The sequence below is a fragment of the Kitasatospora sp. NBC_00070 genome, from assembly GCF_045041205.1.
Lineage (GTDB): Bacteria > Actinomycetota > Actinomycetes > Streptomycetales > Streptomycetaceae > Kitasatospora.
The window spans coordinates 7,487,817-7,509,537 of record NZ_CP108247.1 but is presented as its reverse complement, the minus strand read 5'-3'; the positions used below and the strand labels follow the sequence as shown (position 1 = coordinate 7,509,537).

The following is a 21,721-nucleotide window of genomic DNA, read 5'->3' as shown; positions in this document are numbered from 1 at the left end:
TGTACGACTACACGCCCCGGCACCCGCACGACGGCGCCCTGCCCTCCCGGCCGTCCGTGTTCACCCGCCCGGAGGTACCGCCGGTCGGTCTTAACCGAACATACATCCGGCCAATGCCGGGGCTTCACCCTCCGACACCCGGCCGGTCACGGTGACCGACGAGCCTCACCGGGGCGGAACGCGCCCTTCCGAATCCCCGCACCACCGAGAAAGGCAACCAGGTGGACCTCCCCGGGTTCCGGGTGTCCCGTCGCCGCGCCGACGAGATGACCATCGCCGAGCAGTACGACTACTGGCAGGACGTCAGGAAGAGCGTCTCCCGCCGCCGCTTCCTCCAGGCGAGCGCCGTCGGCGCCGCCGCCGTCGCGGTCGGACCGACCCTGCTGACCAGCTCCGCGCACGCCGCCTCCGGCGACGCCGTCACCCCGTTCGGCCGCCACCTGGCCTTCGGCAACGACCCGACCAAGCAGATGCGGGTGGCCTGGCAGGTCCCGGCCGCCGTCTCCAACCCGGTGCTGCGGCTCGGCACTTCGGCGAACGACCTGAGCCAGCTGGTCCAGGGCGACCTGCGCGGCCTGCACAGCGAGTACGGCACCGCCGCGCCGCTGGACCAGTTCTACGGCCACGCCGCGCTGGACGGCCTCGCGCCGGGCACCACCTACTACTACGCGATCGGCCACGACGGCCTGGAGGCCGCCGGCGGCCCGGTGAACAGCTTCACCACCGCCCCGGCCGGCTCCGGCGGCTCGCTGGAGCCGTTCACCTTCACCGCGATGGGCGACCAGGGCGCCAGCACCCAGGCGGCGCTGGAGAACACCCAGATCCTCGCCCAGAAGCCGGTGTTCCACCTGCTCGCGGGCGACATCTGCTACGCCGACTCCAGCGGCCGGGGCACCCTGACCGACTCGTACAACCCGAAGGTCTGGGACAGCTACCTGACCCAGATCGAGCCGGTCGCCCAGTCGGTGCCGTGGATGGTGGCCACCGGCAACCACGACATGGAGCCCTGGTACTCCCCCAACGGCTACGGCGGCCACGCCAAGCGCCTGGACCTGCCCACCAACGGCCCGGCCAACTGCCCGTCGGTGTACGCCTTCACCTACGGCAACCTCGCGGTGCTGTCGCTGGACGCCAACGACGTCAGCAACGAGATCCCGGCCAACCGGGGCTACTCCGGCGGCGCCCAGACCAGCTGGCTGGAGCAGACCCTCAAGGACCTGCGCGCCAACCCGGCGATCGACTTCATCGTGGTCTTCTTCCACCACTGCGCCTACGCGGTGACCACCAGTCACGCCTCCGAGGGCGGGGTGCGCACCTCCTGGACCCCGCTGTTCGACAAGTACAACGTCGACCTGGTGGTGAACGGCCACAACCACATGTACGAGCGGACCGACCCGATCCGCGGCGGCACCGCGACCCGCGCGGTCGCGGTCGGCGACACCGTCGACCCGGTGGCCGACGGCACCACGTACGTGGTGGCCGGCGGTGGCGGCGCGAGCCTCTACAGCCTGCCCGCCAACGGCCCGGAGAGCTACGCGGGCAACGTGCACGACTCCGCCGGGGTCACCGGCTACGCCTGGAGCGGCTCCGGCGGCAAGACCGCCGAGACGGTCGCCTGGTCCCGGGTCCGCTACCGCGGCCACAACCTGATCGCGGTGGACGTCAAGCCCGCCGCCCCGGGCGGCCGGGCCACCCTGACCATGCGGGCCATCTCGGTCGAGGGCGCCAAGGCCGGCACCGAGGTCGACCGGGTCACCATCGCCCGCACCACCTCCGTGGTGGACACCCCGGCGTTCGGCATGCCGGCCGTCCTGACCGGCGCCGCGCTCGCCGCCGGTGCGGGCTACCTGGCCTGGCAGAAGCGCCGCAGCGGCCTCGAGGTGCCGTCCGCCTGATGGACACTCAGAACGAAGGCCCGTCCGGGGCGGCACGCCCCGGACGGGCCCTGCGGGCCACCCTGTTCGCGGGCACCCGCCCGGAGATCGTCAAACTCGCCCCCGTCGCCCTGGCCCTGCGCGCCGCCGGCGCCGAGGTCCGGGTGGTCGCCACCGGGCAGCACCACGACCAGCGGATGGCCGGGTCCTTCTTCACCGGCCTGGGCGTCGAACCGGACCAGCGCTGGACACTGGCCGGGGACGAGTCCGAGCGGGTCGCCGCGCTGCTCGGCCGCGCCCTGGCGCACTTCGCCGCCGACCGGCCGGACGTGGCCGTGGTGCAGGGCGACACCTGGACGGTGCCGCTGGTGGCGATGGCCGCTCGCCGGCACGGCGTCCCGGTGGCCCACGTCGAGGCCGGGCTGCGCTCGGCCAACCCGCTCTCCCCGGAGGAGTCCAACCGCAAGGTGGCGGCCGCGCTGGCCACCGTGCACCTGGCACCCACCGAGGGTGCCGCCGCCAACCTGCGGCGCGAGGGCGTCCCCGAGAACGCGGTGCACCTGGTCGGCAACACCGTCTGCGACGTGCTGCGGGCCTCCGGCGTCGAGCCGGTGGCACCCGCCGACCGCGGCGGCGTCCTGGTCACCGCGCACCGCCCGGGCACCGTGGACACCCCGGAGCGGCTGGCCGCCCTGGTCACCGTGGTCCGGGCACTCGCCGACCGGCACGCGCCGGTGGTCTTCCCGGTCCACCCCCGCACCGCCGACCGGCTGGCCGTCTTCGGCCTGACGGACCGGCTGACCCACCCGGGCCTCACCCTGCTGGAACCCCAGCCGCACCGCCGGATGCTGGAGCTGATCGCGGGCTCCGCCCTGGTGGTCACCGACTCCGGCGGCCTCCAGGAGGAGGCCGGCTGGTTCGGCGTCCCGGCCGTGGTGCTCCGCGAGAGCACTCCGCGCCCCGAGGGCGTCGCGCTCGGCCAGGCCGTCCTGGCCGGCCTCGACCGGGACCGCGCCCTGGCCGCCGCCGGCACCCTGCTCACCCCCGGCGAGCAGCGGCGGATCGCCGCGATGCCCTGCCCGTACGGCGACGGGCGTTCCGCCGAACGGATCGCCCGGCTGCTGACCGACCGTCACCGGCACGACCTGCTGGCCCTGCGCGAACCCGGCACCCGCCGCACCGTCGAGGAGGACTCCCCGTGACCCGCGTCCTGGCCGTCGGAGCCCACCCCGACGACATCGAACTCGGCTGCGGCGGCACCCTGTTGCGGGCCCGCCGGGACGGCGCCGAGGTGACCATGCTGGTGCTCACCGACGGCCGGCTTGGCCCCGGCGACCCGGGCCTGCGGGCCAGGGAGCAGCGCCAGGCCGCCGAGTACCTCGGCGCCGACCTGGTCGACGGCGGCTTCCGGGACGGCGAACTGGTGCACGGCCCGGCCCTGGTGGACCGGATCGGGCAGGTGCTCGCCGACGTCCGCCCGGACCTGGTGCTCACCCACGCCCCGGCCGACTCGCACCAGGACCACCGGGCCGCCGCCGACGCCACGGTTGCGGCCGCCCGGGCGCTGTCCAGCGTGCTGCACTACGAGTCGCCCTCCACCCTGGAGTTCCAGCCCACCGTGTTCGGCGACGTGACCGGGCTGCTGCCCGACAAGCTGACCCTGCTGCGCCACCACGTCTCCCAGGTGATCGGCGCGAGCCGGGTGGACCTGGAGGCGCTGTCCGCGCAGGCCAGGTTCCGGGGCTTCCAGGCGCGGGTGACGGAGGCGGAGGGGTTCTCCGTGACCCGCGCGCTGCTCAGCGTCCGGTCCCTGGCGATCCCTCAGCCCCGCCGCACCGCCGGGTCCGAGGGCCGGGTGTGAGCGCGGACCGGGCGCCGCTGGGCGTCCTGCTGGACCTGGACGACACCCTCTACCCGCAGGCCGAGTTCCTCGCCCTGGCCTGGGCCGAGGTGGCCGCCGCCGGGGCCCGGCTCGGGCTGGACGGCCCCGCCCTGCGGGCCGCGCTGCACGGCGCCGCCGAGGCGGGCAGCGACCGGGGCGGGCTGATCGACGGCGCGCTGGCCGAGCTGGGCGCCGACCCGTCGGCCGCCCCCGCGCTGGTGGCGGCGTTCAAGACCTTCCGCCCGACCGTGCTCGCCCCCTACCCGGGCGTGGCCGAGCGGCTGCCCCGGCTGGCCGCGCTGGTCCCGGTGGTGCTGCTGACCGACGGCAACCCGGACCAGCAGCGGGCCAAGCTGGCCGCCACCGGGCTCGGCCCGGCGCTGCGGGCGGTGGTCTGCACGGACCAGCCGCACGGCCGCAGCCACCGCAAGCCGCACCCGTCCGGCTTCCTGGACGGCCTGGCCGTGCTGGGCTGTCCGGCGGCGGACGCGGTGATGGTCGGCGACCGCCCGGACAAGGACGTGGCCGGGGCGCACGCGCTCGGCATCCGGGCCCTGCGGGTCCGCCAGGGCGAGTACGCCGGCCGGCCGGACCCGGCCGGGCTCTGGCGCACCGCCGCGACCACGGCCGAGGCGCTCGACCAGCTGATCGCGCTCTGCGGCGGGGAGGCCGGCCGGTGAGGCGGACCGTCCTGCTGCGGCTGGCCGCTGCGGCCCTGCTGGTCGCGGCCCTGGTGCTGGTACCGCGCTGGGTGCACCGGGCGGCCGTGCTGCTGCTCACGGCGGTGTTCGCCGCCTACCTGCTGCGCCACCTGGTCTTCCTGACCGCCGCCCTGCGCCCGGCCCCCGCCGAGCCGGCCGGGCCCGTACACCCGCCCCGCGTCACGGTGCTGATCCCCTGTCACAACGAGGCGAAGGTGGTGGACGGCCTGACCACCGCGCTGGCCGCGCTGGAGCACCCGGCCGACCGGCTCCAGGTGATCTTCGTCGACGACCGCTCCGCCGACGGCACCGGCGACCTGCTGGCGGCCGCCCTCGGGGACCGGCCGAACTGGCAGCTGCTGCGCCGCGCCGCCGACGCGGTGGGCGGCAAGTCCGCCGCGCTCAACGACGCGTTGGAGCTGGCCACCGGCGAGATCGTGGTGGTCTTCGACGCCGACCACCAGCCCGCCCCCGACTGCCTGCGCGAGCTGCTCCGCCCGTTCGCCGACCCGGAGGTGGCCGCCGCACAGGGCCGCTGCGTGGTCCGCAATCCCGGCGACAGCGTGATCGCCCGCCTGGTCGCGGTGGACTACCTGTGCGGCTACCTGGTCAACATGGCGGGCCGGGCCCGGGTGTTCGGCCTGCCCGCGTACGGCGGCGCCAACTGCGCGGTGCGCACCGAGGTGCTCCGCGAGCTCGGCGGCTGGAACGTCGCCTCGGTCACCGAGGACACCGACCTCTCGCTCCGGGTCTGGCTGAGCGGCCGTCGGATCGGCTACGCCGAGCGGGCGGTCGACACCGAACTGGCCGTCACCGGGCTCGGCGCCTACTACCGCCAGCGCTACCGCTGGGCCCGCGGCCACCAGCAGGTCTGCCGGGACTACCGGGGGCAGCTGCTGCGCAGCCCGCACCTGGGGTGGCTGGAGAAGGCGGAGGCCCTGCTGTTCCTGTACGTGTTCCACGTGCCGGTGCTGTGCGTGGCCGCCGTGCTGCTGGCGGGTCTCGAACTGAGCCTGCCCGGGCTGTCCACCGTCGGTCTGCTCTGGCCGGTCGCCCCGCTGATGGCGGCCGGGCCCGTGCTGGAGATCGGCGGCGGCCTGATCCGGGCCGGCGCCGGCCGCCGTGAGGTGCTGCCGCTGCTGCTGTTCCCGTTCCTGTTCGTGGTCTCGATGCTGCTCTGCACCCGTGCGCTGCTGGACGGTTGGGCCGGCTCGCGCTACTCCTGGGTGAAGACCGAGCGCACCGCCCAGGCGCCCAACGCCCGGGGAGCGGCCGCGTGAGCGCCCGCCGGGTCCGGCTCGGCCACCCGTTGGTGCGGGTGCTCGCGGTGGTCGGGCTGACCGTCCTGCTCGGCTGGTATGCGGCCGGTCCGGTGACCGGTCTGGAGGCGGCCGCGACCGCCAGGCTGGCCCGCTGGACCGGCCTGGAGCTGACCCGCGCGGTGCCCGGCACCAACCTGGTCCGGGGCTTCCACGGCTACCAGCCGTTCTACATCCGGGTCACCCCCTCCTGCTCCGCCCTCACCGTGGGCGCGGCGGCGGCCGGGGTCTCGCTGCTGATCCTCGGCGGCAGCCGGCGCCGGCGGGTCGGCGGGGCAGTGCTCGCGGTGTCGGTACTGGCCCTGGGCAACCTGGTCCGGCTGGCCGCCGTGCTCTGGGTCGGCCAGGGTGCGGGCATCCCCGCCATGGTCACCTTCCACGACTGGGGCGGCACCGTCTTCTCGTACGCGCTGCTGCTCGCCGCCGTCCTGCTGCTGATCGCCGTCCGGCTGCCCGGCCGACGGCGCGCCCGCTCCGCCGAACCCCCGCTGACCGAAGGACCCCGACCGTGAACCCGACCGACCGACCCACTGCCCCCGACCTGGCCGGCCGCCGGGTCCTGGTGACCGGCTGCGGCGGCCCGGCGGGCGTCGCCGTGGTCGAGGAACTGGCCGCGCTGGGTGCCGTCCCGGTGGCCGCCGACTGCGACCCGTACGCCGCCGGGCTGCACCTGGGGCACCCGGCGGTGCTGCTGCCGTTCGCCGACGCGCCCGACTACCCGCGCCGCCTGCTGGCGGCGGCGGTGGCGCAGCGGTGCGCGGCGGTGGTCGTGACGGTGAGCGAGGAGCTGCTCCGCGTGGCGGGCCTGGAGGCCGAGTTCGCCGCCCAGGGGGTGGCGGCCTGGTTCCCCGCCGAGCAGGCGGTGGCGGCCTGCCTGGACAAATGGGCCTTCGCCGAGCGGATCGAGGCGGCGGGCGTGGCGGGCCCGCGCAGTGCGCTGGGGGCGCCCGGCGAGCTGCCGGGCCCGTGGATCGTCAAGCCACGGTTCGGCCGGGGGTCCCGGGACGTGTACCCGGTGGACGACCCGGCCGACTTCCCGACCCTGCTGCGGCGGGTGCCGGAGCCGCTGGTGCAGACCCGGCTGACGGGCCGTGAGTTCACCGCCGACTGCCTGATCGACCGGGACGGGACGGTGCTGGGCAGCGTCCCGCGCTGGCGGTCGCAGACCCGGGCGGGCATCTCCACCCGGGGCACCACCTTCACGGACGCCCGGATCGACGTCCTGGTGGCGGAGTTGGCGGCCGCGCTGGGCCTGACCGGCGTGTGCAACGTCCAGGGTTTCCTCGACGAGGAAGGACCGGCCCGGGTGGTGGAGGTCAACCCGCGCTTCTCCGGCGGGCTGCCGATCTCGCTGGCGGCCGGCGCCGACCTGGTCGGCCAGTTCCTCCGGGGCACCCTCGGCCTGCCGGTCCGGCCGGACGCCCTGCGGGGCCGGGACGGGGTGACCACCGTGCGGTGGTTCGCCCAGCGCGAGGCACTGGTGGCCGCCGGCCGGTGAGCCGGGCCGTGGGCGGCTGCCCGTTCGGGCAGCCGCCCACGGCCCGAACGTGCACGAAACGCCCGAATTCTCTGCATCTCCCGTCAAACGTCTGGATATTCCCGACTTCCGCGATGAAGCATCGAGCTGACGCACCGTCATCGATCCGACTTCCGTGGAGGACCTCCGTGCCGCACCCGTCCCGCTCCCCCAGGGCGCTCGGCCTCGCCGTGACCGCCGCGCTGAGCCTGACCCTGGCCGCACCGCCCGCGTTCGCCGCACCGACCGCCGACCCCGACCCGGTGCCGGGTCTGGTGGCCGGTCGGGACACCGCCGCCCCGCAGCTGGTCACCGGCCTGGCCGAGCGGGCCGAGGGGACCGCGGCCGCAGCTGCCCTGGCGCATCTGGCCGAGCACCGGGACCGGTACCGGATCGACCCCGGGCAGCTCACCGAGGTCGGCACCGAGCGGGCGGCCGACGGGCGACAGACCGTCAGGTTCCAGCAGAACCACGGCGGGGTGCCGGTGCTCGGCGCGCAGTACCTGGTCCACCTCACCGGCACCGGCGCCGATCAGCGGGTCGAGTCGGCCGGCGGCAAGTACTTCACCGGGCTCACCGCGCCGACCACCGCCGCCGTCCCGGACGCGGCGCTGCGCGGCTTCGCGCTCGGCGCGCTCACCGACCCGCGCGCCCGGTCCGGCGCCACCGCCGAGGACCGGGGCGCGGTGCTGCTGCCCGGCGGCGCCGGGCGGCTGACCCGGCACTTCACCGTGCGCGGCGGCGACCGCTCCGGCGGGCAGCCGACCACCCGCGAGGTGTACGTGGACGCCACCGTCGGCGGGATCGCCCTCGCCCACGACGCCCGCACCCCGTACCCGCCCGGCACCGGCGCGGCGTCGGCGTCGGCCGCCTCGGCGCCCGAACCCGCCACCGGCACCGCCCCCGACTCCTACGGCCGCCGGGTGCCGGTGCACACCACCCGGCTGCCCGACGGCAGCCACCAGCTGGTCGACCGGACCAGGCCCGCCACCATCACCACCTACGACGGCGCCGGCCGCGACCTGCTGGACTTCATCGGCGGCCTGCCCGCCGACCTCCGCCCGGCCGCCTCACCCACCGCCGACTTCCCGGCCGCCACCGGCACCAGTGGCGCCACCGACGCGCACCGCAACGCGGGCACCGTGTACGACTTCTACCGCGACCGGCTGGGCCGGGAGGGGCTGGACGGCAAGGGGGCCCCGATCGTCTCGCTGGTCAACATGACCAACGACGGCGCGCCCATCATGAACGCGTCCTGGGACGGCACGATGATGACGTACGGAGGTGGCGGCCCGCTGTACCACTCGTTCGCGGTCGCGCTGGACATCGCCGGGCACGAGATGACCCACGGCGTCATCGACCACACCGCCGGGCTGGTCAACTTCGGCCAGAGCGGGGCGATGAACGAGGGGCTGGCCGACTACTTCGGCAATGCCGTCGAGGTGACGGCCCACCAGATGTCGATGACCGACCCGAAGGCCGCGCTGCTCGGTGAGAGCCTGTGCCGCACCGGCACCCCGGAGAGCTGCGCGGGGCGTCGGCTGGACGACCGCCGCACCACCGTGGACGACTACCTGGGCACCGACTCCAGCCTCGACGCGGGCGGGGTGCACCTCAACTCCACCATCTTCTCCGGCGCGCTCTGGGACCTGCGGCGCACCCTCGACCCGCTCACCGCCGACCGGCTGGTCTACCGCGCGCTCGCCGAGTACCTCACCCCGCTGGACGACTTCGTCGACGGCCGCAACGCGGTGCTCGCGGCCGGCCGCTCGATGAACCTCGACCGGGCCCAACTCCGCACGGTGGCAGCCGCGTTCGACGCGCACGGGATCCGGGCGGGCTGGGAGTCCAGGCTCGGCACGGACAGCCACGCGCTGGTGCGCGGCATCCCCACCTCGATGGCCGCCCCGGCCGTCGCGGGCGGCCGCTGGGTGATGGGCAACTCGGTCGGCGGCGGCGACCCCGTCCTCTACACCGGCTCCACCACCGGCTCCACCACCGGCTCCGCCGCGCCCACCCGGCTGAGCCCGGCGGACGGCCGCCGGCACAGCTGGGCCGCCACCGACGGACGGTCCGCCGCCTGGCTGGCCGTCGGCCCCGACGCCGAAGGCAAGTTCGGCATGGAGGTGCTGACCCGCTCGCTGGCGGGCGGACCGATCCGCAGCCTGCTCGCCTCCCGGACCGAACAGCTCGGCGAGGTCCGGATCTCCGGCGGCGACATCGCCTTCCTGGTGGACGACTACCGGACCGGCCGCAGCACCGTCCGGGTCTCCCACGACGGCGCCGCGCCGGTCGAACTGCCGCTGCCCGACGGCCACCAGGCCCGCAACCTCACCCTCAAGGACGGCCTGCTCGGCTGGAGCGAGCAGTGGACCGCCGGTGACCGGCAGCGCTCCGCGGCAGCCGTCCACTCGCTCACCACCGGCCGGACCACCGCCAGGTACGAGTCGGCCGGCACGGTCGGCGCCACCCTGCTCGCGGGCGGACGCCTGCTCTGGGTGGAGACCACGGCGGGACCGAACCCGCGCAACGCGATCCGCTCCGGCGCCCTGGACGGCTCGGGCGTGACCGACCTGCTCCCCGCCGACTCCCCGTACACCCCGGGGCTCGTCGGCCTGACCGCCTCCGACCAGGCCGTCACCTTCCGGACCGAGAGCGGCGAGCCGGCCGGCGGCTGGACCAACGCGGCCCTCCCCAAGCTCTGGCAGCTGCCGATCACCGGTGGCACCCCCGTCCGGGTCTCCTGCAACCGGGGCGGCCAGTACGAACCCGCCGCCGACCGGGGCACCCGGGTGCTCTGGCTGGACGGCACCCTCGGCCGCACCGACCTGGTGGTCCGCGACCACCCGGCCGGCCGCTGCTGACCGGCCCCGGCCCCGGCCTCCCGGCCGACTGACCGGGCGTCACGCACCTCGCAGGGCCACCGCCGGACCCCGGCGGTGGCCCTCAGTGCTGCGGCGTCGGGGCGTGCTCCGGCAGCAGGCCCGCGCCCTTGAGGTCGGCCCAGAGCGCTCCGGGGACGGGCAGCTCGAACATCGCGACGCTGTCGTCGACCTGCTCGGGCGAGCGCGCCCCGACCAGGACGGACCGCACGGCGGGGTGTCCGAGCGGGAACTGCAGGGCGGCGGTCCGCAGCGGGACGCCGTACCGGCCGCAGACCGCCTCGACGGCCCGCGCCCTGGCCAGCACGGCGTCGGTGGCCGGCTCGTAGTGGAAGTGCGAGCCGGCCACCGGGGCGGCGAGCACCCCGGAGTTGTACACCCCGCCGGCGATCACCGTGATCCGCCGGTCCACGCAGAGCGGGAGCAGCTCGTCGAGCGCCGACTGGTCGAGCAGCGTGTACCGGCCGCCGACCAGCACGCAGTCGAACGGCGGGTCGGTCGCCGCCTCGGCGAAGCGGGCGAGCAGCGGGGCCTGGGTGAGCCCGACGCTGATGGCCCGCACCACGCCGGCCGCCCGGAGTTCGGCCAACGCCCGGTAGCTGCCGGCCATCGCCTGCTGGTAGTGCCGGTCGGCGTCGTGGATGTGCAGGAGCTCGACGTGGTCGGTGCCGAGCCGGGCCAGACTCTGTTCCAGAGCCTGGTGGGTGCCCCGGTAGGAGAAGTCGAACCGTGGTGCGACGCCGGTGAGTTCACCCTCCGGCCAGCCCTCCTGGGTGTCCGGGCCGCCGGGCTCCAGCACCAGGCCGACCTTGGTCGAGAGGGTGAACCCGGCCCGTGGCCGTCCGGCGAGGGCGCGCCCGGCCCGCTGCTCGGAGAGCCCGTAGCCGTAGAGCGGCGCGGTGTCGAAGAACCGGATGCCGTGCTCCCAGGCCCGGTCCACGGTGGCGGTGGCCGACCGGTCGCCGACCGCTCGGTACAGGCCGCCGATCGGGGCGAGCCCCAGGCCGAGTTCGGTCACTTCCACGTCGGTCCTGCTGCCCAGCCGGATAAGTCCGGCGGCCCGTGCGGTTCCCATGGGCTCCCCCTGTGCCTCGATGCGCCCTTGCAGGACTCTTCTGCAAATCATGCGTCAGACTTCCATCGCTGCAAGCAGATCGGCAATGAAACTTTTCCTAATCTGATGGCAAGTCACCTGATGACGTGGATAGCCTGACGCGGCGCGGCCCGATCCGACGGGCCCGCACCCGTGCCGAGGAGGAGCCAGGATGCTCAGCGTGACGACGGCGGAGCTCGCCCCCGCCGAAGTTCGACCCCTGCTGGACGAGATCGGCATCGCGGTGCTGGGGGACGGCGCTCGCTGGGAGCTGACGCACGAGTCCGACGAGGTCTCCCTGCTCACCCTCCGGGGCGACGGCGAGCTGGAGATCCGGCTCTCCGTACCTCTCGGGGACGCGGCCGGCTTCTGGCACCCCGAGTGCCACTGGGAGCGCACGATCGTCGCCGACTGGGGCGGGCGGGCCACCGCCTCGCTGGTGGACGGGACCATCGCCGGCTGCCTCTACGGCGCCGCCGGACAGACCCGGCTGACCTTCGTGACGCTGGATCACCTCCCGGGCGGCCGGATGCTGTTCGGCGTCTCCGAGGAGCACAAGACCTACGTCGTCCACCTGCACGTCGACCCCGGGGCCCGCCCGTACCGGCTGCTGCTGGCCCGGACCGCACCCACCGTGGCCACCGCGATGCGCCGCCTGCGCGAGCGCATCCGGCGGGACGTCACCCTGCCCCCGCTGCCGCCCGGCGGCGACGGTCCGGCCTACTCGACCTGGTACGCCTTCAGCCAGCACGTCGCCGCCGCACCGGTCGAGGCCGAGGCGGCGCTCGCCGCCGAGCTGGGGTGCGGGGTGCTGCTGCTCGACGACGGCTGGCAGGAGCACGGATCGGGCCGCGGCTACGCCGGTGTCGGGGACTGGCTCCCCGACACCGCCAAGTTCCCCGACCTCCGCGCGCACGTCGCCGCCGTCCAGGCCCTCGGCCTCAAGTACCTGCTCTGGGTGGCCCCGCTGCTCCTCGGCCCCCGCTCGGCGGCCTTCGGCACGCTGGCCGGCTCCGCACCGCTGGCCGCCCCGGCCCCCGGCGCGCACGTCCTGGACCCGCGGCTGCCCGCGGTCCGCGACCACGTCGTGCGCACCGGCGTCCGGCTGGTGACCGACTACGGGCTCGACGGGCTGAAGTTCGACTTCCTGAACGACGTCATGGTCTACGCCGGGACGCCGCCCACGCCCGGCGCCGACACCGCCGACGTGGGGGCCGCCATGGGCCTGCTGCTCGACGAGCTGCGCACCGCGCTGGAGGCGGTCCGCCCGGGCGTCCTGATCGAGCTGCGCCAGCCGTACGCCGGCCCCGCGATGGCGCCGTACGGCAACCTCTTCCGGGCCGACGACTGCCCGGCGGACGCCGTCGACAACCGGGTGCGGACCATCGACATCTCGCTGCTCGGCGTCGGCGGCGCCGTCCACTCCGACATGCTGATGTGGGATCCGCTGAGCACCCCGCAGATCGCGGCCCGGCAGCTCATCGCCGTCCTGCACGCCGTCCCGCAGCTCTCGGCCCGGCTGGCGGACCTGTCGGCCGAGCACCGGCGGATGCTCACCTTCTGGCTCGGCCAGTGGCGGCGCCTGCAGCCCACCCTGACCGGCGGCGCCCTGGAACCGGGGCGCCCGGACGGCCTCTACCAGCTGATCACCGCCGTCCGGGACGACGAGTGCGTGGTCATCGTCCACGAGGACCGGGTGGTCGGCCTGCCCCGCGCCGCCCGCACCACGGTGGTGAACGGCGGCACCGCCGACCGGGTGGTGATCGAACTCACCGGCCCCGGACGGGACTTCCGGCACCGGACGTTCGACGCCTGCGGCGACCTGGTGGCGAGCGGGCCCGTCAGGCTCGGCAGCGGCCTCACCGCCCTCGCCGTCCCGCCGTCTGGCCTCGCCGTGCTGGACGAGGTGACGGCGTGACCGACCGACACCCCGAGCATCCCGAGCACGCCGACGTCGTGATCGTCGGCGGCGGGATGGCCGGCCTGGAGGTCGCCAAGGAGCTGGACCTGCGCGGGGCCCCCGACGTCCTGGTCCTGGAGGCCGGCCCGGCGGACGACCTGACCCACGTCAACGCGGCGCACGACGCCGACACCGCGCTGCGGATGTGGCTCGCCCCGGACGGCGACCCGCACTTCTGGCGGCCGTGGAGCTCGCACTCCGCACCGCACTACCTCGGGGTCGCGGGCCTGCGGCGCCGGCTGGGCGGACGCTCGCTGTACTGGCACGGCGTCACCCTGCCGGTCGAGAACTGGGCGCTGCGGGAGCCCTGGTGGCCGGCCGCCGTGGTGCGCGACCTCACCCGGTCCTGGCAGGACGGGCCTTCGCTGCTCACCCGGGTCGGGACCGACCTGCGGGACTGGGCGGCGGCCGACGGCCCCGCGCCGGCCGCCGGGCCGGACACCCTCGGCCTCGGATCGGTCCGGCTGGTCCGTGCACCCCAGGCCGTCCGCGCCGTCCCCGGCCCCGACGACCACCGCTGGGAGGCGTACAGCCCGCTGACCCACTGGGAGCAGGGCCTGGACTCCCGGCGGACCCGGTTCGCCACCGACACCCGGGTGCTGACCGTCCGACTGACCGAGGGTCAGGTCACCGGGGTGACCGTCCGCTCCGGGCCGGCCGGCGCCGTCCGGACGGTGAGCTGCCGCACCGTCGTGCTCGCGGCCGGCACCGTCGAGTCCACCCGGATCGTCGCCCAGAGCCTCGGGCGGCGGGAACCCTTCGACGGCCTGGTCGACCACCTGGCGCAGGGCTTCGTGGTGGCACTGCCACCGGACGGGATCCCCGCCGGGATCGCCGCGGCCGCCGACGCCGGCGCCTTCCTGTACGCCCCCGGGCCTCCGGCCGCCCGCTCCAACCTGTTCGTCCGGCTCTACCGCAACCGCACCGGGGCCGTGGTCCTCGACACCTGGCTGATGGGTGAACAACTGCCCGGCGCCGAGGGCGTGTTGCGGTTCAGCCCCGACGCCGATCCGCAGGCCCCGTGGACCACCGCCGTGAGCTGCGGCCTCGGGCCCCGGGACACCGAGGTGGTCGCGGCGCAGCGCACCGCGCTCCGGGAGTTCTGGGAGCAGTTCTGCCTGGCCAGCGGCCGGACCGCGACGCCGCTGGAGTTCCCCGACTTCGAGAGCGCCGAACGCATCCTGGAGGACGTCCTGCCCGGGGTCGACGAGGCACCCGCCGACGCGGTGCCGGTCACCTGGACCCGGCCGCTGGGCACCGAGTACCACGAGGCGGGCACGCTGCCGCTGAGCCGGTGGCTCGACGACGGCCACGCGCTGCGCGGCACCCGGGGGCTGTACGTGGCCGGCCCGGCCTCGTTCCCGCGCAGCGGCGCCGCCAACCCGTCCCTGACCGTGCTGGCACTGGCCCGCCGCCTCGCGGCGCTGCTCCCGCTCGGCCCGCCCGCACCCACCGCCCCGGCCGCCGGGGCACGAGAGGTCCGCCCATGAGGCTCGCCCTGATATCCGGCGACGGACTGCCGGTGAGCGGCCTGCTCACCGTGTTCCGCAACGTCGTCGCCCTGGCTCGGCAGCAGCACGAGCTCACCCTGCCCGTCCCCGCCGATCTCGGCTTCTCCTGGCGTCCGGACAAGCCCGCCTTCTACCCCGAGGGCATCGACCCGGCCGGCCACCCCGACTGGCTGGACGTCACGACCGCGCGCCCGGTCGCCGACAGCGCCCGGCTCGCCAAGGAACTGACCTGGATCCGTGACCGGGTGGCGATCGGCGAGACCCTCTCCCCGGACGAGAGCCGGGAGCTCGACGCCCGGATCGAGCTGCTGGCCGGCCCGTACGAGGAGCACTTCACCCGGCTGCTGACGGACCACCGGGTCGACTGGGTGGTCGCCGTCAACATGACCCTGTCCGACGCCGTGCCGGTCACCCTCGCCCTGCACCGCGCGGCGGCCCGGTACTGGGCGGCCGGCCGGCCCGGCGGCATCCTGTTCTGGGACCACGACCTGTTCGGCAGCTACGCCGTCCACGAGGGCACCACCCGGGTCTACCCGGTGCGGCCGAACGCGTTCACGCCGCTGCCGGGCGGCCACCCGTCCCACCGCTGGGCGGTGGTCTCGCCGGGGCTCGCCACCGAGGCCGACGGCTACCCGACCGCACTGCGGCCGACCACCGTGCCGAACGTGCTGCCCGTGGTCAGACCCGAACCGACGGACCGTCACCGGGAGTTCCTGGCCCGGTTCGGGATCGGCCCGGAGCGTCCGGTCGTGCTCTGCCCGGTCCGGGTCTTCCGGGTCAAGGGCGTCGAGCTGTCCGTCGAACTGCTCGCCGCCGTCCGGGCCGAGACCCGACGACGGGGCGAGCCCGATCCGGTGCTGCTGGTCTTCGGCTCGCTCGGCGAGGATCCGGAGTACGCCGCCGAAGTCCTGGCGGCGGTCGACGAGTTCGACGTCGCGGCGGACGTCCGGTTCCTCGACGGCGTGCCGCTCGCCAGCCACCGGGACCGGCACGGCCGGTGGCACCTGGACGAGGCCGACCTGCTGGCCCTCTGCGCGGCCTCGCACGGCGGCGTCTTCTTCACCCCGAACCGCCCCGACGTCGAGAGCGTCGGCCTCGGCCCCGCGCTCGCGGCGCTGGTCCGGGTGCCCTGCGCGAGCACCGGGTACGGCGTCCTCGACGAGGTCTACGGCCCGGGGTTCCGCCAGGTCCGGGTCCTGCCCGGCGCCTACCCGGAGGCCGGCGCCGCCTTCGCCGACTGGATCGCCCGCACCCGCGACGGCGACCGGGACACCCTCGACGCCCTGACCCGCAATCAGGAGATCGTCGCCGAGCGCTTCCCCGACCTGCCCTGGACCACCCTGCTGTCGCAGCTGGCGGCGGCCCTGCACCCGGAGGTGTGAACGATGGCTCCGACCCTGCCCCCCGACATCGTGGAGACGACCGTCGACCCGGCCGACCGGCCCGGCCTGCGGTCACTGCTCGACAGCCTGGTGCGCCGCTACGACCGCGCCGACGCCCCGGCCTTCCTCCACGACGCCCCCGGCCTCGGCGCCGCCCTCCCGTTGGCCCTGCACGAACGTCTCTTCCAGATGCGGGAGTCGGACGACACCGCCGCGCTGGTGGTCCGGGGCGGACCGGTCGGCGACGGCGTGCCCCCCACCCCCGGCCACTGGCAGGACCGCGTCCCCGGCGCGACCCGGTACCAGGACTTCTGGCTGACCCTGCTGGCCTCCCAGCTCGGCGAGCCGGTCTGCTGGAGCACGCTGCAGGGCTCCCGACTGCTGGGCGACGTCCTCCCGATCAAGGGCGAGGAGGAGGAGCAGACCGGCCACGGCAGCGCGACCGAGCTGGCGTTCCACGTCGAGGACGCCTTCCACGACCGGCGCTGCGACCTGCTGGCGCTGCTGACCCTGCGCAACGTCGACCGGGTGCCGACCACCCTGGCGACCACCGGATCGCTCGACCTCGCCGCGCTCGACCTGGACGTCCTGTTCGAGCCCCGCTTCCTGATCAGCCCGGACCCCGAGCACCTGCGCGGCCTCCCGGCCGCCGACCGGCCGCAGCCCCGGCTCAGCGCCGTCCTGCACGGCCGCCGCGACTCCCCCGCCCTCCGGGTGGACCCGGCCTTCACCCGGGCACCCGAGGCCGATCCGGCGGCCCGGCGCGCCTTCGACGGACTCTGCGCCCAGCTCGCCGACCGCCTGGTGCCCGTCGAAGTCCCGGTCGGCGACGTGCTCCTGATCAACAACCACCGGGCGGTGCACGGCCGGCGGCCGTTCCGGGCCCGGTACGACGGCACCGACCGCTGGCTGCGGAAGGCCACCGTGCTGCGCGAACTGTCGCCCCCGGACACCGCCCTGCCCTCGGCCCGCGCCCGCGTGCTCAACCCGTTCTGAGCCGCTGACCACCCCGAGCCGACCACCACGAGGAGTTCCACCATTCCCGCCGCCCTTCCCCTTCCCCCTTCCACCGGCCGCACCGTCGTGGCGGGCCCCCGATGAGCGCGCCGGCCCAGCTCCGGCTGCTGGCCAGGTACGGCCGGCTGCGCCGGATCCTGCTCTGGTCGTTCGTCGCCCGGATCCCGCTCGGCGCCGTGACCCTCTCGCTGTTCCTCGGCACCAGGATCAGCACCGGCTCCCTCGAGTTCGCCGGCTGGGTCAGCTCCGCCGCCGTGGTCGGGATGGCGGCGGGCGCGCCGGTCCAGGGCCGGCTGCTCGACGCGTTCCCGCTGCCCCGGGTGGTGGCCGGCTTCGCGGCCGGCCAGGTCCTCGCCCTGGCCGCACTCGCCCCGGCGGTCACCGGTGACCGCCGGGACTGGGTGGTCGTCGCCCTGGCCTTCGTCCAGGGGGCGTCGGTGCCCGCGCTGTCCTCCTGCACCCGGCTGGTGACCAAACGGTCCCTGCCGCCGGAGGAGCTCGGCACCGCGTTCGCGCTGGACTCCGTCCTGCTGGAGGTCGTCTACCTGGGCGGGCCCGCACTGGCCGCCTGGGCCGTCACCGCCGTGGGCGTCCGGCCCGTCCTGGTGGCCGCCGCACTGCTGACCGCCGTCGGCACCGTCCAGTTCCTCCGGGCGGCCGGCCTGCCCGCCCTCACCGGTACGGCCGACGACGCACCCGTCGGCCCCGGCCCGGAGTCCACCGACCAGCCTGCACCGGCGGCCCCCGGCCTGTTCACGGCCGGCAGCTTCGTCCTGGGCATGGCCCTGCTCGCCGCGCCGTTCGGCCTGATCGAGGTCGCCCTCACCCAGCGGGCCACCGAGGAGGGTGCCACCCTCGCCTCGGTGGGGACCTACCTGACGATCATGGGCGTCGGCAGCGTGATCGGCGGCCTGGTCCACGGCGCGCTCCGCTGGCGGGGCGGAGTCTCCGTCCGCTTCGTCCTGCTCGCACTCGGCCTGGGCGCCGGCCTGGCCTCCGTCGCCGTGGTGTCAGGACCCGCGCCGGTCGGCCTGGCCTTCGCCCTCGCCGGGCTCTGCGTGGCCCCGCTGGCCGCGCTCGGCTTCCAGATCCTCGACCTGATCAGCCCCCCGGGGGCCTGGATGCAGCTCCAGGGCTGGGGCTCGGTGGCGAACACCGCCGGCCATGCCGTCGGCCTCACCGTCGGCGGCTACGTGGCGGCCGCCCAGGGCTCGTCCGCCGCCTTCGGGCTGATCGCCGTGGCCGTGCCACTGGCGGTGGCCCTCTCGCTGCCCGCCCTCCGGACACCGGCCCGCAGCCGACCGGCGGCCACCGTCGGAGCGGCCTGACCCCGGTCCGCCGGTGCTCGGCTGCTCGGCTGCTCGGCTGCTCTGCGGGGCCATGCGGTGGATCGGGGGCGGCGGTTGCGGAGTTGACGGCGCGTCACCGTGTCCGCCGATGGCCCGACGGTTAGCGTGACCTGGCGAATTGACCGCATTCCCGGACCGGAAGGAGTGCAGGACGATGGACCGACGAGGGTTCCTGACCGCCCTGGGCATCGGCGGCACGATGGCCCTGACGGGCGCCGGCCGGGCCTACGCGACCGGACCGATCCGGCCCCGGGCACCCCGCGACACGACCACCCCACCGGACTGGTCGGCCCTGAAGGCCCGGCTCGACGGCCGGCTGCTGCTGCCGCAGGACCAGGGCTACGCCGTGGCCCGGCTCGGCTACAACGAACTCAACGACGCCCAACTCCCGGCGGCGGTCGCCCGTTGCACCTCCCCGGACGACGTACGCAGCTGCCTGGACGCCGCCCGGGGCCACGGCGTACCGATCGCCGCCCGCAGCGGCGGCCACAGCTACCTCGGCTACAGCGTGCCGAACGACGGGCTCGTGATGGACCTCCGCCCGATGGCCCGGGTCCGGGTCCGGCCAGACGGCACGGTACGGGTCGGCGCCGGCGCCCGGCTGATCGAGGTCTACGCCGCCCTGGCCGCCGCCGGACGGCTGCTGCCCGCCGGCTCCTGCCCGACGGTCGGCATCGGCGGCCTCACCCTCGGCGGCGGGATCGGCGTGCTCAGCCGCCGGTACGGACTCACCTGCGACCGGCTGGTCTCGGCCCGGGTGGTCACCGCCGACTCCCGGCTGGTCACCGCCTCCCCGTCCTGCGAGCCGGACCTCTACTGGGCGCTGCGCGGCGGGGGCGGCGGCAACTTCGGCGTCGTCACCGAGTTCACCTTCAGCACCGAACCGGCGCCCGACCTGACCGTCTTCGCCCTGCGCTTCCCCGCCGAGGCGGCCACCTCGGTGATCGGCGCCTGGCAGGAGTGGATCGCCGACGCCCCGTCGGAACTCTGGACCAACTGCGTGGTCTCCGGCGCCGATCGGCCCACCGCCCGGGTCGGCGGCTGCTACGTCGGCGGCCCCGGCGACCTGGACCCACTGCTCGACCGGCTGGTCACCGCCGCCGGGACGCAGCCCGCCTCCCGCACCACCCAGAGCAAGAGCTACCTCGACGCCATGAAGTACATGGCCGGCTGCGCCAACGACACCATCGCCCAGTGCCACCCCGTCTCCGAAGGCGGCCGCCTGCCCCGGGAGGGGTTCGTCGCCGCCTCCCGCATCCTGACCACCCCGCTGGACGCCCAGCAGGTGACCCGGCTGATGACCGGTCACCCCGGGATCGACCTCCTGCTCGACTCCCTCGGCGGCGCGGTCTCCCGGCTCGCCCCCGACGCGACCGCCTTCCCGCACCGCTCCGCGCTCGCCTCCGCCCAGATCTACGCCGGCGCCACCCCGGCCGGACAACAGGCCGCCACCGCCGCCGTCGACGCCATCCGCGACGGTCTCGGGGCACTCGGCGCCACCGGCGCCTACGTCAACTACATCGACGCCACCCTCCCCGACTGGGGCACCGCCTACTACGGCGACAACCTGGCCCGCCTGAAGTCGGTGACCCGGCAGTACGACCCCGACCAGGTGTTCACGTTCCCCCGGTCCGTGGCCCGCGCCTGACGGTGCCTCACCTCTCAGGCCGCCTCCCGCACCTCCCGGTCCTCCCGCCGCCGGGTGGCCCGGACCGCCACCACCGTCACCACGAAGACCGCGGCACCGCCGAACACCAGGGCCCGGTCCACCGGGACCGAATCCGCCAGGCTCCGCTTCGTCTCCTCGTACGTCCGGGTCGACCCGCCTCCCCGCCCGACGGTCCGGCAGCTGTCCCCCGGCTCCATGGCCTTCCCGTCACACTCCGGGACACCCCTGCTGTGGTTCGACCAGGCACACCCCCCGAAAAGGCTCAGACCCAGGGCGATCACGGCAACTACCTTCAGCAGAGTCCTCATTCGCGGGAGCGTACCGACCGGTACCCCACCGACCGACCCGGGTTCGCCAGAAGGTCGCACACGGTTCCACCGCAGTTCACCGCTGCCCCTGCCCCGCAGGTTGCTCGGCGGAGGATGTCGAGAACGTGCCACCGGCTCCGTCCCAGGGACAGCAGCGGCGGCCGGCCCCGGCCGCACCAGACAGAGGGAGAGACCAGCATGGCGATTCAGCGGATGGACAACGTCGGCATCGTCGTCGAGGACATGGATGCCGCCATCGCGTTCTTCGTGGAACTCGGAATGGAACTGGAGGGCAGGGGCGAGGTCAAGGGCCTCTTCGCCGACCAGTGCACCGGACTCGACGGCGTCCACTGCGAGATCGCGATGATCCGCACCCCCGACGGCCACAGCCGACTCGAGCTCGCGAGGTACCGCAGCCCGGCAGCGACCGGCACCGACCCCCGCAACCGCCCGCACAACATCCTGGGCACCCACCGCGTCATGTTCGCCGTCGACGACCTCCAGGACACCGTCACCCGCCTACGCCCCCACGGCGCCGAACTCCTCGGCGAGATCGCCCGCTTCGAGGACAGCTACCTGCTCTGCTACGTCCGCGGCCCGGAGGGCATCATCGTCGGCCTGGCCGAGCAACTCCACTGAGCCGGTCGGGCATCCGCGCGAACGGAGGCCCGACCGGCAGGATCAGCGCAGCGCCTCGGCCAATGAGCGAGAGGCTTCCATCAACCTCGGTGCAGAACCCGAAGGTCGCCGTCAGCGATGCCGTCCGGCGAGGAGCTCGTCCAGCGGGACCAGGGCGCCGTCGCCCTCGCCACCCGTACGCCGCCACAGCTGGACGCCGTCGCCGGGGCGCAGCTGCTGGCTGTTCTCCCAGCCGGTGATGATCAGTTCGGCCAGGCGTTGGGCGTTGACGCGGTTGCGGCCCAGGGTGGGGCTGGCGAGCTCGGCCTGGGGCCGGCCCTGGCCGTCGTCGGCGTGGAGGTACCAGCGCTCGTAGGGGCTGTAGCGGCCCTGGTCGTCCGGCGGGCTGAGGTGCTTCGACAGGTGCCAGGTCCGGCCCTCGTGGACGGTCGTGGCGTTGCCGGCGGTGTGGCCGGTCCAGGTGAGCTGGGACTTCCAGGGCACTACGGGGTCTCCTTCGGGGTGCCGTCCGCGCTCCGGGCCGAGCCGGCGCGTGCGGCGCTTGGTGAACAGCGGGCGGTGATCCAGGTAGCCGGGCGCACATACGCCCGGACGTCGTCAGCGCCCGCGGTAACCGCTC

18 protein-coding genes are annotated in these 21,721 nt (G+C 75.2%); 15 read left to right on the top strand and 3 right to left on the bottom strand.

Going from position 1 to position 21,721, the window contains the following annotated elements; translation table 11 throughout:
- Positions 1–221: 221 nt before the first annotated feature.
- From OHV05_RS34100 to OHV05_RS34065, 8 genes are all read left to right on the top strand, one after another.
- On the top strand, positions 222–1,895 hold the full coding sequence (locus OHV05_RS34100; protein WP_405021178.1) for a purple acid phosphatase family protein: 1,674 nt from the start codon (positions 222–224) through the stop codon (positions 1,893–1,895).
- Complete coding sequence (gene wecB / locus OHV05_RS34095; RefSeq protein WP_405021177.1) at positions 1,895–3,076, top strand: non-hydrolyzing UDP-N-acetylglucosamine 2-epimerase; 1,182 nt, start codon at positions 1,895–1,897, stop codon at positions 3,074–3,076. The genes OHV05_RS34100 and wecB overlap by 1 nt, the downstream gene beginning before the upstream one ends.
- A complete protein-coding gene (locus OHV05_RS34090; RefSeq protein WP_405021176.1) occupies positions 3,073–3,735 on the top strand; it encodes a PIG-L deacetylase family protein in 663 nt (220 codons plus the stop codon). The genes wecB and OHV05_RS34090 overlap by 4 nt, the downstream gene beginning before the upstream one ends.
- Complete coding sequence (locus OHV05_RS34085) at positions 3,732–4,436, top strand: HAD family hydrolase (RefSeq protein WP_405021175.1); 705 nt, start codon at positions 3,732–3,734, stop codon at positions 4,434–4,436. Before OHV05_RS34090 ends, OHV05_RS34085 begins: the two co-directional genes overlap by 4 nt.
- Positions 4,433–5,737 (top strand): glycosyltransferase, encoded by a 1,305-nt coding sequence (locus OHV05_RS34080; protein ID WP_405021174.1) that lies wholly within the window; start codon positions 4,433–4,435, stop codon positions 5,735–5,737. Before OHV05_RS34085 ends, OHV05_RS34080 begins: the two co-directional genes overlap by 4 nt.
- Positions 5,734–6,288 (top strand): hypothetical protein, encoded by a 555-nt coding sequence (locus tag OHV05_RS34075; protein ID WP_405021173.1) that lies wholly within the window; start codon positions 5,734–5,736, stop codon positions 6,286–6,288. Before OHV05_RS34080 ends, OHV05_RS34075 begins: the two co-directional genes overlap by 4 nt.
- Positions 6,285–7,274, top strand: coding sequence for an ATP-grasp domain-containing protein (locus OHV05_RS34070; RefSeq protein WP_405021172.1), 990 nt, complete (start codon positions 6,285–6,287; stop codon positions 7,272–7,274). Before OHV05_RS34075 ends, OHV05_RS34070 begins: the two co-directional genes overlap by 4 nt.
- Positions 7,275–7,441: 167 nt before the next feature.
- Positions 7,442–10,156, top strand: a complete 2,715-nt coding sequence (locus OHV05_RS34065) for a M4 family metallopeptidase (RefSeq protein ID WP_405021171.1) — start codon at positions 7,442–7,444, stop codon at positions 10,154–10,156.
- Between the two features lie 82 nt (positions 10,157–10,238).
- Here the strand turns inward: OHV05_RS34065 and OHV05_RS34060 are convergent, their stop codons facing one another.
- A complete protein-coding gene (locus OHV05_RS34060; protein ID WP_405021170.1) occupies positions 10,239–11,249 on the bottom strand; it encodes an aldo/keto reductase in 1,011 nt (336 codons plus the stop codon).
- Positions 11,250–11,439: 190 nt separating this feature from the next.
- On the opposite strand from OHV05_RS34060, the gene OHV05_RS34055 reads away from it, so the two are divergent.
- The 6 genes from OHV05_RS34055 to OHV05_RS34030 all read left to right on the top strand — a co-directional run bounded on the left by OHV05_RS34055 (position 11,440) and on the right by OHV05_RS34030 (position 20,134).
- On the top strand, positions 11,440–13,185 hold the full coding sequence (locus tag OHV05_RS34055) for a glycoside hydrolase family 36 protein (protein WP_405021169.1): 1,746 nt from the start codon (positions 11,440–11,442) through the stop codon (positions 13,183–13,185).
- Positions 13,182–14,717, top strand: coding sequence for an FAD-dependent oxidoreductase (locus OHV05_RS34050; protein ID WP_405021168.1), 1,536 nt, complete (start codon positions 13,182–13,184; stop codon positions 14,715–14,717). The genes OHV05_RS34055 and OHV05_RS34050 overlap by 4 nt, the downstream gene beginning before the upstream one ends.
- Positions 14,714–16,120, top strand: coding sequence for a hypothetical protein (locus OHV05_RS34045; RefSeq protein ID WP_405021167.1), 1,407 nt, complete (start codon positions 14,714–14,716; stop codon positions 16,118–16,120). The genes OHV05_RS34050 and OHV05_RS34045 overlap by 4 nt, the downstream gene beginning before the upstream one ends.
- A 3-nt stretch (positions 16,121–16,123) precedes the next feature.
- Positions 16,124–17,116 carry a TauD/TfdA family dioxygenase gene (locus OHV05_RS34040; RefSeq protein ID WP_405021166.1) on the top strand — a complete coding sequence of 331 codons (993 nt, stop codon included), beginning with the start codon at positions 16,124–16,126 and terminating at the stop codon, positions 17,114–17,116.
- 101 nt (positions 17,117–17,217) lie between these two features.
- Positions 17,218–18,465 (top strand): MFS transporter, encoded by a 1,248-nt coding sequence (locus tag OHV05_RS34035; RefSeq protein ID WP_405021165.1) that lies wholly within the window; start codon positions 17,218–17,220, stop codon positions 18,463–18,465.
- Positions 18,466–18,640: 175 nt separating this feature from the next.
- Complete coding sequence (locus OHV05_RS34030; protein WP_405021164.1) at positions 18,641–20,134, top strand: FAD-binding oxidoreductase; 1,494 nt, start codon at positions 18,641–18,643, stop codon at positions 20,132–20,134.
- 14 nt (positions 20,135–20,148) lie between these two features.
- Here OHV05_RS34030 and OHV05_RS34025 read toward each other — a convergent pair whose 3' ends face one another.
- On the bottom strand, positions 20,149–20,352 hold the full coding sequence (locus tag OHV05_RS34025; protein ID WP_405021163.1) for a hypothetical protein: 204 nt from the start codon (positions 20,350–20,352) through the stop codon (positions 20,149–20,151).
- 309 nt (positions 20,353–20,661) lie between these two features.
- Between OHV05_RS34025 and OHV05_RS34020 the strand changes: the two genes are divergently transcribed.
- Entirely contained in the window at positions 20,662–21,102 is a 441-nt protein-coding gene (locus tag OHV05_RS34020; protein ID WP_405021162.1) for a VOC family protein, read from the top strand.
- Between the two features lie 111 nt (positions 21,103–21,213).
- Here the strand turns inward: OHV05_RS34020 and OHV05_RS34015 are convergent, their stop codons facing one another.
- On the bottom strand, positions 21,214–21,585 hold the full coding sequence (locus OHV05_RS34015; RefSeq protein ID WP_405021161.1) for a hypothetical protein: 372 nt from the start codon (positions 21,583–21,585) through the stop codon (positions 21,214–21,216).
- Positions 21,586–21,721 lie beyond the last annotated feature (136 nt).

Excerpts from the sequence above, each read along its gene's own strand:
- OHV05_RS34035 (WP_405021165.1), top strand. The coding sequence starts at position 17,218 with ATGAGCGCGCCGGCCCAGCTCCGGCTGCTGGCCAGGTACGGCCGGCTG.
- OHV05_RS34020 (WP_405021162.1), top strand. The coding sequence starts at position 20,662 with ATGGCGATTCAGCGGATGGACAACGTCGGCATCGTCGTCGAGGACATG.
- OHV05_RS34030 (WP_405021164.1), top strand. The coding sequence starts at position 18,641 with ATGGACCGACGAGGGTTCCTGACCGCCCTGGGCATCGGCGGCACGATG.
- OHV05_RS34045 (WP_405021167.1), top strand. The coding sequence starts at position 14,714 with ATGAGGCTCGCCCTGATATCCGGCGACGGACTGCCGGTGAGCGGCCTG.
- OHV05_RS34040 (WP_405021166.1), top strand. The coding sequence starts at position 16,124 with ATGGCTCCGACCCTGCCCCCCGACATCGTGGAGACGACCGTCGACCCG.
- OHV05_RS34025 (WP_405021163.1), bottom strand. The coding sequence starts at position 20,352 with ATGGAGCCGGGGGACAGCTGCCGGACCGTCGGGCGGGGAGGCGGGTCG.
- OHV05_RS34060 (WP_405021170.1), bottom strand. The coding sequence starts at position 11,249 with ATGGGAACCGCACGGGCCGCCGGACTTATCCGGCTGGGCAGCAGGACC.
- OHV05_RS34055 (WP_405021169.1), top strand. The coding sequence starts at position 11,440 with ATGCTCAGCGTGACGACGGCGGAGCTCGCCCCCGCCGAAGTTCGACCC.
- wecB (WP_405021177.1), top strand. The coding sequence starts at position 1,895 with ATGGACACTCAGAACGAAGGCCCGTCCGGGGCGGCACGCCCCGGACGG.